A 12794-nucleotide genomic window follows, 5' to 3' on the forward strand; every position below is an offset into this window, starting at 1 on the left:
AAGGTGGGAGACGCGATGGGCGTGCACGAGGGGATCGGCTCCGTTGTGGCCGCACGGGAGCTCACCAGCGTGTCGGGTGCCCCGGTTCCCGTCCCGGACCCGCGAGACCTGGTCCACCTGCAGTTTCGCCGGTTCGCGGGCTGCCCCGTCTGCAACCTGCACCTGCGGTCGGTGGTCCGGCGGCATGCCGAGATCGAGGCGGCGGGCGTACGCGAGGTCGTCGTGTTCCACTCCCCGGCCGGCGAGCTACTCGAGCATGTGACCGATCTCCCGTTCGCGGTCGTTGCCGACCCGGACAAGCGGCTCTACCGGGAGTTCGGTGTGGAATCGGCGCCCCGCTCACTGGCGCACCCGAAGGCATGGCCGATGATCGCCGCGGCTGTGCTGCGCAGCGGGTGGGCCATCCTCAGCGGCCGGGAACGCGGGCCCGCGGCCGCCCCGCACGGCGGGCGGTTCGGTCTCCCCGCCGAGTTCCTGATCGCGGGCGACGGGACCGTGCTCGCCCGCAAGTACGGCGAACACGTGTACGACCAGTGGTCGGTCGACGAACTACTGCGATTCGCGGCCCGGTAGGCGCGACCGAGCGATACAGCCCACGCCATGCCCCGGCCACGCACCCTCACGCACGCCCGTATCGCCACCGCGGCGGCCTCGACGCGGTGCTCCGCGGGCTCGCGGAGTTCGCCCGCTCGCCAGGTTCTGACGAACTCGGTCAGGGGCTCAGGGCAGGGGGTAACGCTCGAGATCGGTGACGCGTTCCAGCTCAACGGACTCGATCGGGAAGTCGCGGGCCTGCAGGATCAGCAGGAAGCCGTCCAGCTCGGCCAGCGCGGCCCAGTGGCGCCCGCCCGCCAGCCACTCGAAGGTGACCGGCCTGGCCTCCACCGAGACGGTGACCGTAGACCAGTCCGGGAGGGGTTCCTCGGCGGCGGTGGCCATGGCGTCCAGCCATAGCTGCTCGGCGAGCTCGTCCTTGGTCGCCTCGGTGAGGTGCTTGTGCCGGACCTCCACGTGCAGCCGTGGACCGTCCTCCGCGCCGGGCTCGCCGTGCCCGAGACCGAGCGCGACCGCGGAACCGGCGCTCGCCCAGCCCGCGATGTAGCGATCACCCGGCCAATGGGGTGGCAGCCCGTACAGCGCGAAGGGCGCACTCCTGAACCGTTCCAGCGTCAGGTGGCGCTGCCGCTCGTGGGCGCGCCGGGGACTGAGCACCCACAGCCACTCCTCGGCCAGCGGCACGCCGGTGCGATCGGGGCCCCAGAACGCGGTGGAGAGAAAGAACACAGCCACCGCCGCCACGAAGCCCGCGGCGAACAGCCACCACGGCCAGTCGAACAGCAACTGCGTGCCGAGACCCAGTGCCGATCCGACAGCGGCGGCCAGCAGGTAGAGGCCGGGTGAGGGGATCAGCCTGCGTCGCCTGCGCACCACCTGCACCAGCCGGGCGGGAGCCGACCAGGCGCTCTGGCCGACCGGACGCAGCAAGACGAAGCGCCCGTAGCTCGTCTCCATACCTCCAGTGTCTCACCTCGATCTCACATACAACCGCTTGGCGGTTGCGGACGGCAGTCAAGACGAGACGACTGCAGGTGTCCGCGTTGACCACTCTGTGAACTCGGGTGGAGTGATGCCGTCAAGCGCGCGGGCTAAGAATCAGGCCGAATATCCACCCAGGGTAACATTGAGTGTTGATCGCTAGGCCAAACGGGTGACGATCGTCCAGTGCGTGCGGTAATGTGCGTTTCGGGTGTCGGGCGCCGGCCGGGAGCGGCGGTCGCAGCGCGACTACCTCGCTGTATACAACTTGCCGGTTGCCTCTTCGGCCGTGTGCGCGGTGCGCCCACGGGTGCGGATCGTGGCGGCTCGGGCTATACAACGGGTGAAACCGCACGTCACGCCATCGACCCATTGCTATCTGGCGCTTTCCTCCATAGGTTGAGTGCAGGCGGTTTTGCGGTCGGTCAGCGCCGACCTGCCGCAAGGCTGCCCCGGTCGGGGTGAAGAGACGAGTTCGACGACTCGGCGGTTGAGCGCGCGCCAGGCGCGGCTGTGCTGCGATTCACCGGATCCGGGTCGCGACGCTACGCGCATTCCTGGACGGATTTCGGTGGATCATGTTGCTCTGACCACATGGCGGTGCGCGGCGTACCGGTCTTTGTGTATCCGGCCGACCCCTGGAGGAAAACGTAATGAACGAAACGACGCCCAGCGGAACGGACGTGGTGATGGCTGAAAAGCCCGGTACCGGCGTCAATGGAGTCAATGGAGACGTCCAGGCTCACCCGGAACAGGAATTTGGTGCAGATCCGTTACTCGTTCGAGACACGGACCACTACACCGACGAGTATGTTAAAGGGTTCGTTGATAAGTGGGACGATCTGATCGACTGGAAGAAGCGTTACGAAAGTGAGGGCCGCTTCTTCGTCGACCTGCTCAAGTCCCGCGGTGTGAAGTCCGTCCTGGATGTCGCCACGGGTACGGGGTTCCACTCGGTACGGCTGATCGAGGAGGGCTTCGACACGGTCAGCGTCGACGGCAGCCCCGAGATGCTGGTGAAGGCCTTCGAGAACGGGCAGAACTACGGCGGTCACGTCCTGCGGGTCGTGCACGCCGACTGGCGGTGGCTCAACCGTGACGTGCACGGCGAGTTCGACGCGGTGATCTGCCTCGGCAACTCCTTCACCCACCTGTTCTCCGAGCGGGACCGGCGCAAGGCGCTGGCGGAGTTCTACGCCGTGCTCAAGCACGACGGCGTGCTGATCCTTGACCAGCGCAACTACGACGCGATCCTGGACAACGGGTTCTCCAGCAAGCACACCTACTACTACTGCGGCGACTCGGTGAGCGCCGAACCGGAGTACGTGGACGACGGGCTGGCGCGCTTCCGCTACAGCTTCCCGGACAAGTCGCAGTACCACCTGAACATGTACCCGCTGCGCAAGGACTACACCCGTAGGTTGCTGCGCGAGGTGGGTTTCCAGCGGGTGGAGACCTATGGTGACTTCCAGGACACCTTCGCCGCGGACGAGCCGGACTTCCTCGTTCACGTCGCGGAGAAGAACTACCTGAGGACCACCGACGACCGGCTGAACTACTCCACTGCCGTCAACGTCGCGCGGGACTACTACAACTCCCAGGATGCGGACAACTTCTACTACAACATCTGGGGCGGCGAGGACATCCACGTCGGGCTGTACGAGACCCCGGACGAGGAGATCGCGCCGGCGAGCCGCCGCACCGTGCAGCGGATGGCGAGCAAGTTGCAGATCGGCAAGGACAGCCACGTGCTGGATGTCGGCGCGGGCTACGGCGGTGCCGCCAGGTATCTGGCGAAGACCTACGGCTGCAAGGTGTCCTGCCTCAACCTCAGTGAGGTGGAGAACACCCGTAACCGGCAGATGAACGAGCAGCAGGGCCTGAGCCACCTCATCGATGTGGTGGACGGCTCGTTCGAGGACCTCCCGTTCGAGGACAACCAGTTCACCGTGGTCTGGTCGCAGGATGCGATGCTGCACAGCGGTGACCGGGTGCGGGTGCTGCAGGAGATCGTCCGGGTGCTCAAGCCACGGGGTGAGATCGTGTTCACCGACCCGATGGCCGCGGACGGTTGCGACAAGTCCGCGCTTCGACCGATCCTCGACAGGCTGCACCTAGAATCCATGGGGTCGCCCGCGTTCTACCGGCGCGAACTGAACCGGCTGGGCGTTGCCTCGATCGAGTTCGAGGATCACACTCAGCAGTTGTCGACCCACTATGGTCGTGTCCTGCAGGAAACGGAACGACGGGAGGCGGAAATCGCCGACAACGTGAGTGTCGAATACATCACACGGATGAAGCTGGGCTTGCAGCACTGGGTCAACGGTGGCCAGGGAGGAAATCTCTCATGGGGAATCTTCTACGTGCGTGCCTGATTCGTGGTATTGATCGGTTCCGTCGCTTCTAGAAGTAAAGGGTAGAGACATTGAGTACTAATCGCAGGCTGTTCACCAGCGAGTCGGTCACCGAGGGCCACCCGGACAAGATGTCCGACGCGATCAGCGACACCATCCTGGACGCGATGCTGGCCGCCGACCCGCGCAGCCGGGTCGCGGTCGAGACGCTGATCACCACGGGTCAGGTGCACATCGCGGGCGAGGTCACCACCGATGCCTACGTGGACGTCCCGGCGCTGGTCCGGGACAAGGTCCTGGATATCGGCTACGACTCCTCCGCGAAGGGCTTCGACGGCGCCTCCTGCGGGGTGAACGTCGCCATCGACGCACAGTCCCCGGACATCGCGCAGGGTGTGGACACCGCCTACGAGAGCAGGCTGGAGAACGCCCTCGACGACCTGGACAAGCAGGGTGCGGGCGACCAGGGCCTGATGTTCGGCTACGCCTCCACCGACACGCCGGAACTGATGCCGCTGCCGATCGCGCTCGCCCACCGGCTCTCCCGCAGGCTGACCGAGGTCCGCAAGAACGGCACGGTCCCCTACCTGCGCCCGGACGGCAAGACGCAGGTGACCATCGAGTACAACGGCGAGGAGCCGGTCCGGCTGGACACCGTGGTCATCTCCAGCCAGCACGCCGACGGCATCGACCTCGACTCCATGCTGGCCGTCGACCTGCGGGAGAAGGTCATCGCCCCGGAGCTGGAGTCCCTCGGCCTCGACGCCAAGGAGCCGAAGCTCCTGATCAACCCGACCGGCCGGTTCGTGGTCGGCGGGCCGATGGGTGACGCGGGTCTCACCGGCCGCAAGATCATCGTGGACACCTACGGCGGCATGGCCCGGCACGGTGGTGGCGCCTTCTCCGGCAAGGACCCCTCGAAGGTGGACCGTTCGGCCGCGTACGCGACCCGCTGGGTGGCCAAGAACGTGGTCGCCGCCGGGCTGGCCGAGCGCGTCGAGATCCAGGTCGCCTACGCGATCGGCAAGGCCGCCCCGGTCGGGCTGTTCGTGGAGACCTTCGGCACCGAGAAGGTCGCGCCGGAGAAGATCCAGAAGGCCCTCGACGAGGTGTTCGACCTGCGTCCCGCCGCGATCATCCGGGACCTGGACCTGCTGCGCCCGATCTACGCGCAGACCGCCTCCTACGGCCACTTCGGTCGGGGCGACCTGGACCTGCCGTGGGAGCGCACCGACAAGGCCGCGGCGCTGAAGGACATCGCGACATCGTAACGGGCACTACTGTGCCGGTAGATACCAATCCGACCTCCAGTAGGCCGACCCTCTTGGCTCGCAAGCAAGCCGCTTCTGCTGAGTCGGCCTACTTCCGGCTCCTTGGTAATCACACGGTGGACTCGTTCCCGGTTCGACCCAATACAAGGAAGGTGCCCGAATGCGCATCGCGGTGACCGGCTCGATCGCGACCGACCATCTGATGTCGTTCTCCGGCCGGTTCAGCGACCAGTTCGTCGCCGACCAGCTGGAGAACGTCTCGCTGTCGTTCCTGGTCGAGCAGCTGGACATTCGTCGAGGCGGGGTGGCCGCGAACATCGCGTTCGCGCTGGGTCGCCTCGGCCTGTCGCCGGTGCTGGTCGGCGCCGTCGGCAAGGATTTCGACGACTACCGGTCGTGGCTGGACCGGCACGGCGTGGACACGAAGTCCGTGCACGTCTCGCCGGACAAGCACACGGCCCGGTTCCTGTGTACGACGGACTCGACGCAGAACCAGATCGCGTCCTTCTACGCGGGTGCGATGAGCGAGGCAAGGGAGATCGAGCTGAACACGGTCACCGACCGCGTCGGTGACCTCGATCTCGTGCTCATCGCGCCGGACGACCCCGAGGCCATGCTGCGGCACACCGAGGAGTGCAGGCAGCGCGGCATCACCTTCGCCGCGGACATCTCGCAGCAGTTGGCGATCATGCCCGGCGAGGACGTCCGCAACCTGGTGGAGGGCGCTTCCTACCTGTTCACCAACGAGTACGAGGCATCCCTGCTGCTCAAGCACACCGGCTGGTCCACGGACCAGGTGCTGGAGCGCGTCGGCAGCTGGGTGACCACGTACGGGCCGAAGGGCGTGCGCATCGAGGGCAAGGGCCACGACCCGGTCGTGGTGGACGTGGTGCCCGAGGTCGAGGCGGTGGAGCCGACCGGCGTCGGGGACGCGTTCCGGGCGGGCTTCCTGTGGGGTCTGAGCCGCAAGATGACCATGGAGCGCGCCGCGCAGGCGGGTTGTGTGCTCGCGGGCATCGTGCTCGAGACCGTCGGCCCGCAGGAGTACCCGCTGGATCGGGCCGAGTTCTCCAACCGGGTGGCCAAGGCTTACGGGGCGGACGCCGCGGCCGAGATCGAGTCCAAACTACGAGTATGAGTATGGACAGTCCGTTCCTCACGGAGCTGAACAAGCGGGTACTGGTCGCCGATGGCGGCATGGGGACCGCGCTGCAGGCCTACGACCTCACGCTGGACGACTTCGCCCAGCTCGAGGGCTGCAACGAGATCCTCAACGAGACCCGCCCGGATGTGGTCAGCTCGGTCTACCGGGGTTTCCTCGAGGCCGGGTCGGACGCGATCGAGACGAACACGTTCGGTACCAACCTCGCCAACCTCGGCGAGTACGACATCCCCGAGCGCATCCGCGAACTCGCGGAGATGGGGTCCGTACTCGCCAGGCAGGCGGCCGACGAGTTCGCCACGCCGGAGTGGCCGCGGTTCGTGCTCGGCTCGATGGGGCCGGGCACGAAACTGCCCACCCTCGGCCACGCGCCCTACGCCGACCTGCGGGACGCCTATGTCGAGAACGCCCTCGGCATGCTCGACGGCGGGATCGACGCGGTGCTGGTGGAGACCTCGCAGGACCTGCTGCAGACCAAGGCCGCGATCGTCGGCGCGAAGCGGGCCATGGAGCAGGTCGGCAGGCGGGTACCGATCATCGCCCAGGTCACCGTGGAGCAGACCGGGACGATGCTGGTCGGCTCGGAGATCGGCGCGGCGCTGCTCGCGCTGGAGCCGCTCGGCATCGACCTGATCGGGATGAACTGCGCCACGGGGCCGGCGGAGATGAGTGAGCACCTGCGGGTGCTCGCCCAGCACGCGCGGGTGCCGATCTCGGTGATGCCGAACGCCGGGTTGCCGGTGCTCGGGCCGAACGGCGCGGAGTACCCGTTGACCCCGGACGAGCTGGCCGAGGCGCTGGCCGGGTTCGTCACCGAGTTCGGCACGCGGCTGGTCGGTGGGTGCTGCGGCACCACGCCCGAGCACCTGCGGCAGGTCGCCGCGGCCGTCCGCGAGCTGGAGGTACGGCCCCGGGAGCCGGAGCGTCAGCCGGGGCTGTCCTCGGTGTACCAGCCGGTCCCGTTCGACCAGGACGCCAGCATCCTGATGGTCGGCGAGCGGACCAACGCCAACGGTTCCAAGGCGTTCCGCACGGCCATGCTGGACGAGCGCTACTCCGACTGCGTGGAGATCGCCAAGTCGCAGACCCGCGAGGGCGCGCACGTGCTGGACCTGTGCGTGGACTATGTCGGTCGGGACGGCACGCACGACATGCGGGAGCTGGCAGGCATGCTGGCCACGGCGTCCACGCTGCCGGTCATGGTCGACTCCACCGAGCCCGAGGTCATCCAGGCGGGCCTCGAGCACCTCGGCGGCCGGTGTGCGATCAACTCGGTGAACTACGAGGACGGCACCGAGCCCGGCGGGCGCTACGACAAGGTCATGCGGATGGCGGTGGAGCACGGCGCCGCCGTCGTGGTGACCTGCATCGACGAGGAGGGGCAGGCCCGGACCGCGGACTGGAAGCTGCGGGTCGCCGAGCGTGCGATCACCGACCTGACCGAGAACTGGGGTCTGGAGAAGTCGGCGATCATCGTGGACTGCCTCGTCTTCCCGATCACCACCGGGCAGGAGGAGGTCCGCAAGGACGCGATCGAGACGATCAACGCGATCCGCCTGCTCAAGGACAAGCACCCGGAGACGCAGACCACACTCGGTCTTTCCAACGTGTCCTTCGGGCTCAACCCGGCGGCGCGGCAGGTGCTGAACTCGGTGTTCCTGCACGAGTGCCAGCAGGCCGGGCTGGACTCGGCGATCGTGAACTCCTCGAAGATCCTGCCGATGAACAAGATCGAGGAGGAGCCGCGCCAGGTCGCGCTGGATCTGGTCTACGACCGGCGCAGCGAGGGTTACGACCCGCTGCAGAAGCTGATGCAGCTCTTCGAGGGCAAGACCGCGTCCTCGACCGGTGCCTCGCGGGCCGAGGAGTTGGCGAAGCTGCCGCTGTTCGAGCGGCTGGAGCGGCGGATCGTCGACGGCGAGCGCAACGGGCTGGACGAGGATCTCGAGGCGGCACGGCAGGAGAAAAGGCCGCTGGAGATCATCAACCAGAACCTGCTCGCCGGGATGAAGGTCGTCGGTGACCTGTTCGGCTCCGGGCAGATGCAACTGCCGTTCGTGCTCCAGTCGGCCGAGGTGATGAAGGCCGCGGTGGCCTACCTCGAGCCGTACATGGAGAAGGACGACTCCGGTGGCAAGGGCAAGCTGCTGCTGGCCACGGTGAAGGGCGATGTGCACGACATCGGCAAGAACCTGGTCGACATCATCGTGTCCAACAACGGCTACGACGTGGTCAACATCGGGATCAAGCAGCCGATCAACGTCATCCTGGACGCCGCCGAGGAGCACAAGGTGGACGCCATCGGCATGTCCGGCCTGCTGGTCAAGTCGACGGTGATCATGAAGGACAACCTGCTCGAGATGAACTCTCGAGGGGTTGCCGATAAGTACCCGGTTCTGCTCGGTGGCGCGGCTCTGACCAGGACCTTCGTCGAGAACGACCTGGACGAGGTCTACCAGGGCGACGTCCGTTACGCCAAGGACGCCTTCGAGGGGCTCAACCTGATGGACCGGCTGATGGCCATCAAGCGCGGGGAGACCCCGGAGGACGACGAGGCGGAACAGGCCAAGAAGGCCGAGCGCAAGGCGCGCCGCGAGCGTTCGCTGCGGATCGCCGAGAAGCGCAAGGCCGAGCAGGGCGAGGAGCCGAGCCCGGACGACACCACTCGGTCCGATGTGGACGTCAGCGTGTCGGTGCCCAATCCGCCGTTCTGGGGCTCGAAGGTCGTCAAGGGGGTCGCCACCGCGGAATACCTGTCCCTTTTGGATGAGCGGGCGACGTTCTTCGGCCAGTGGGGCCTGCGTGGCGCCAAGAAGGGCGAGGGACCCTCCTATGAGGAGCTCGTGGAGACCGAGGGCAGGCCGCGGCTGCGGGCCTGGATGGACGAGCTGTCCACCGCGGGCATCCTGCAGCACGCCGCGCTGGTGTACGGGTACTTCCCGTGCTACTCCGAAGGCAACGATCTGATCGTGCTGGACAAGGAGGAGCCCGACGCGCCGGAGCGGCTGCGGTTCCGTTTCCCGCGCCAGCGCAGGGATCGGCGGCTGTGCCTCGCCGACTTCTTCCGCTCGAAGGAGAAGGCCGAGGAGACCGGCCAGGTCGACGTGTTGCCGATGCAGCTGGTGACGATGGGCCAGCCGATCGCGGACTACGCCAACGACCTGTTCGCGAAGGACGCCTACCGGGACTACCTGGAGATCCACGGCCTCGGCGTGCAGCTCACCGAGGCGCTGGCCGAGTACTGGCACCGCAGGGTCCGGCAGGAACTGTTGTTCCCCTCGGGCACCTCGGTTGCCGCCGAGGACCCGGAGGAGGTCGAGCAGTACTTCAAGCTCGGCTACCGGGGTGCCCGGTTCTCCTTCGGTTACGGCGCCTGCCCGGATATCGAGGATCGGGCGAAGATCGTCGACCTGCTGGAGCCGGACCGGATCGGGGTCGAGCTCTCCGAGGAGTTCCAGCTCCATCCGGAACAGTCCACCGACGCTCTCGTGCTGCACCACCCGGAAGCGAAGTACTTCAATACCTGAGAAAGAGAAGAAAGGGAGTCATGAGCGAGAAGTTCCAGAAGGTGGGCGGCCTCGAGTTCGCCGTCGCCGACCTGTCGCTGGCCGAGGCCGGCCGGCACCAGATCCGGCTCGCCGAGCACGAGATGCCGGGCCTGATGGCCACTCGCAAGGAGTACGCGGCGTCCAAACCGCTCAAGGGCGCGCGGGTCGCCGGCTCGCTGCACATGACCGTGCAGACGGCGGTGCTGATCGAGACGCTGGTCGAGCTCGGTGCCGAGGTGCGCTGGGTGTCCTGCAACATCTTCTCCACCCAGGACGAGGCCGCGGCCGCCGTCGTGGTCGGCCCGAACGGCACCCCGGCCAAGCCCGCGGGTGTCCCGGTGTTCGCCTGGAAGGGCGAGACGCTGGAGGAGTACTGGTGGTGCACCAACCAGCTGTTCCAGTTCGGTGACCAGGGCCCGAACATGCTGCTGGACGACGGTGGCGACGCGACCCTGCTGGTGCACAAGGGCGTCGAGTTCGAGACCGCGGGCGCGGTGCCGGAGACGGCCGAGAACGACCCGGACGAGTACAAGGTGGTGCTGGCGACGCTGCGCAAGAGCCTCGCCGACGACACCAAGCGGTTCACCAGGATCGCCGAGAACATCAAGGGTGTCACCGAGGAGACCACCACCGGCGTGCACCGGCTCTACGAGTTCGCCAAGACGGGTGAGCTGCTGTTCCCGGCGATCAACGTGAACGACTCGGTCACCAAGTCGAAGTTCGACAACAAGTACGGCTGCCGTCACTCCCTTGTGGACGGCATCAACCGGGCGACCGACACGCTGATCGCCGGCAAGGTCGCCGTCATCGCGGGCTACGGCGATGTCGGCAAGGGCTCGGCGGAGTCGCTGCGCGGCCAGGGTGCTCGGGTGATCATCACCGAGATCGACCCGATCTGCGCGCTGCAGGCGGCGATGGAGGGCTACGAGGTCACCACGATCGACCAGGTCATCGACAAGGCCGACATCTTCGTGACCACGACCGGTAACTTCGACATCATCACCGCCGAGCACATGGCGAAGATGAAGCACCAGGCGATCGTGGGCAACATCGGCCACTTCGACAACGAGATCGACATGGCCGGTCTGGAGAAGACCCCCGGCATCAAGAAGGTCGAGATCAAGCCGCAGGTGCACGAGTACGTGTTCCCGGACGGTCACTCGATCATCGTGCTCTCCGAGGGCAGGCTGCTGAACCTCGGCAACGCCACCGGGCACCCGAGCTTCGTGATGTCGAACAGCTTCGCCAACCAGACGATCGCGCAGATCGAGCTGTTCACCAAGACCGACGAGTACGACAAGCAGGTCTACGTGCTGCCGAAGCACCTCGACGAGAAGGTGGCCAGGCTGCACCTGGACGCGCTCGGCGTGAAGCTGACCAAGCTGACCAAGGAGCAGGCCGAGTACATCGGCGTCGACGTCGAGGGACCCTACAAGCCCGACCACTACCGCTACTGACAGAACGTCCGCGTCCTGTGCCGCGTGTTCGTGGCACAGGACGCGGGCACCCGATCAGGTAACCGCGGACACGGCGAGAGGGAGCCATGAACACGATCGCACTCGAGCTGGTACCGCCCGAGATCGAGGGCGGCGCGCAGCGGTCGGTCGAGGAGGGCCAGAAGGTGGCCGAGGCCTGCCGCGCGAGCGGGCTGACCGACGCCATCCAGCACGTGATGATCCCCGGCATGATCGCCGAGGAGGACGACCGCCCGGTCGAGATGAAGCCCAGGATGGACGTGCTGGACTTCTGGAACGCACTTCGTCCCAAGCTGGGTGACATGCGGGGGCTGTGCACGCAGGTCACCGCCTTCCACGACAAGCCGGCGCTGACGTCTCGGCTGAACGAGCTGCGTGACGCGGGTATGGACGGGATCATCTTCGTCGGCGTGCCCCGCACGATGAGCGACGGTGACGGCCCCGGCATGGCGCCGACCGACGCGCTGGCCGAGTTCACCGGCGTGGTCCCGAACCGGGGCGCGATCCTCATTCCCACGCGAGACGGCGAGCTGGGCCGTTTCGGCTTCAAGTGCGATCGGGGCGCGACCTTCGGCATGACCCAGCTGCTCTACTCCGACGCGATCGTCGGCTTCCTGCGCGACTTCGCCGCGCAGAGCAACCACCGCCCGGAGATCCTCCTTTCGTTCGGCTTCGTCCCCAAGGTCGAGCAGCGGATCAAGCTGATCGACTGGCTCATCCAGGATCCCGGCAACCCGGCGGTCAAGGAGGAGCAGGAACTTGTCGCCAAGCTGGCCGACTCCTCGTTCGAGGAGCGCAAGCGCGAGCTCGTGGAGCTCTACAAGCGCGTGACCGACGGCGTGGGCGAGTTGGGCTTCCCGCTGAGCATCCACCTCGAGGCGCCCTACGGCGTGAACAAGCCCGCCTTCGAGGTCTTCAGCGAGATGCTGGCCCACTACAGCCCGCTCGCGTCCTGACGCCTACGGCAGCCCGGCTGACCCCCGATCAGGGGATGGTGCGACGATAGGGGTCCGCGGAGTTCCCCGGTTCCGCGGACCCCCTCGTGGCCCGATACAGCGGCACCGTACCGGGCCGGAAGAAGGTGCCAGATGACCTGGGCAAGGCAAGCTGGTTCATCCCGGCCGGCCGAGGACAAGAGCTGGTTGGCAGGCGTGAAGGCCGAGGAAAGGGAGCGCATGGAGGTCCGCGACGGCCTCGCCGCGCGGACCGTGGCCGGTCACTGCAAGGACGCGCAGGAATGCGCCGAATTGCTGGCCATGCTGGGCCTGGACGCGTCGTCCGGAAGGCGCTCGGTAACGGGCTGAGCGGCCGGTTCGTACCTGGCTCACCCGCGACTGGCGGTCGTGTGCTCGGCCGAGCAGGGCCTGGCTGGTGAGTGCGCCGAATAGTGCCATCGCCGTATTCCACTGGGTGTCCATTGGGTCACCTTGAGTGTCGAGATCGGCGCC

Annotated in this window: 9 protein-coding genes; 8 read left to right on the top strand and 1 reads right to left on the bottom strand. The window is 66.9% G+C overall.

Annotated features, from left to right (window positions below):
- Positions 1-15 precede the first annotated feature (15 nt).
- Entirely contained in the window at positions 16-573 is a 558-nt protein-coding gene (locus FB471_RS24655) for a peroxiredoxin-like family protein (protein WP_142000731.1), read from the top strand.
- Between the two features lie 147 nt (positions 574-720).
- On the opposite strand, the gene FB471_RS24660 is transcribed toward FB471_RS24655, so the two are convergent.
- Positions 721-1512, bottom strand: coding sequence for a hypothetical protein (locus tag FB471_RS24660; protein WP_142000732.1), 792 nt, complete (start codon positions 1510-1512; stop codon positions 721-723).
- Positions 1513-2225: 713 nt separating this feature from the next.
- Between FB471_RS24660 and FB471_RS24665 the strand changes: the two genes are divergently transcribed.
- From FB471_RS24665 to FB471_RS24695, 7 genes are all read left to right on the top strand, one after another.
- Positions 2226-3911 (top strand): glycine/sarcosine N-methyltransferase, encoded by a 1686-nt coding sequence (locus tag FB471_RS24665; RefSeq protein ID WP_142002428.1) that lies wholly within the window; start codon positions 2226-2228, stop codon positions 3909-3911.
- A 50-nt stretch (positions 3912-3961) separates the two neighbouring features.
- On the top strand, positions 3962-5161 hold the full coding sequence (gene metK / locus FB471_RS24670; RefSeq protein ID WP_142000733.1) for a methionine adenosyltransferase: 1200 nt from the start codon (positions 3962-3964) through the stop codon (positions 5159-5161).
- A 160-nt stretch (positions 5162-5321) separates the two neighbouring features.
- On the top strand, positions 5322-6299 hold the full coding sequence (locus FB471_RS24675; protein ID WP_142000734.1) for a carbohydrate kinase family protein: 978 nt from the start codon (positions 5322-5324) through the stop codon (positions 6297-6299).
- Between the two features lie 2 nt (positions 6300-6301).
- Positions 6302-9850 (top strand): methionine synthase, encoded by a 3549-nt coding sequence (metH, locus tag FB471_RS24680; RefSeq protein WP_142002430.1) that lies wholly within the window; start codon positions 6302-6304, stop codon positions 9848-9850.
- A 20-nt stretch (positions 9851-9870) separates the two neighbouring features.
- On the top strand, positions 9871-11328 hold the full coding sequence (ahcY, locus tag FB471_RS24685) for an adenosylhomocysteinase (protein ID WP_142000735.1): 1458 nt from the start codon (positions 9871-9873) through the stop codon (positions 11326-11328).
- 86 nt (positions 11329-11414) lie between these two features.
- Entirely contained in the window at positions 11415-12302 is an 888-nt protein-coding gene (locus tag FB471_RS24690; RefSeq protein ID WP_142000736.1) for a mycobacterial-type methylenetetrahydrofolate reductase, read from the top strand.
- 132 nt (positions 12303-12434) lie between these two features.
- Complete coding sequence (locus tag FB471_RS24695; RefSeq protein ID WP_142000737.1) at positions 12435-12650, top strand: hypothetical protein; 216 nt, start codon at positions 12435-12437, stop codon at positions 12648-12650.
- Positions 12651-12794: the final 144 nt, after the last annotated feature.

The organism is Amycolatopsis cihanbeyliensis, assembly GCF_006715045.1.
In the GTDB taxonomy this organism is placed as follows: Bacteria; Actinomycetota; Actinomycetes; order Mycobacteriales; family Pseudonocardiaceae; genus Amycolatopsis; species Amycolatopsis cihanbeyliensis.

What these genes read in the sequence shown, in the direction of transcription:
- metH (WP_142002430.1), top strand. Translation starts at nt 6,302, where the DNA reads ATGGACAGTCCGTTCCTCACGGAGCTGAACAAGCGGGTACTGGTCGCC.
- FB471_RS24690 (WP_142000736.1), top strand. Translation starts at nt 11,415, where the DNA reads ATGAACACGATCGCACTCGAGCTGGTACCGCCCGAGATCGAGGGCGGC.
- FB471_RS24660 (WP_142000732.1), bottom strand. Translation starts at nt 1,512, where the DNA reads ATGGAGACGAGCTACGGGCGCTTCGTCTTGCTGCGTCCGGTCGGCCAG.
- FB471_RS24695 (WP_142000737.1), top strand. Translation starts at nt 12,435, where the DNA reads ATGACCTGGGCAAGGCAAGCTGGTTCATCCCGGCCGGCCGAGGACAAG.
- FB471_RS24665 (WP_142002428.1), top strand. Translation starts at nt 2,226, where the DNA reads ATGGCTGAAAAGCCCGGTACCGGCGTCAATGGAGTCAATGGAGACGTC.
- FB471_RS24655 (WP_142000731.1), top strand. Translation starts at nt 16, where the DNA reads ATGGGCGTGCACGAGGGGATCGGCTCCGTTGTGGCCGCACGGGAGCTC.
- FB471_RS24675 (WP_142000734.1), top strand. Translation starts at nt 5,322, where the DNA reads ATGCGCATCGCGGTGACCGGCTCGATCGCGACCGACCATCTGATGTCG.
- ahcY (WP_142000735.1), top strand. Translation starts at nt 9,871, where the DNA reads ATGAGCGAGAAGTTCCAGAAGGTGGGCGGCCTCGAGTTCGCCGTCGCC.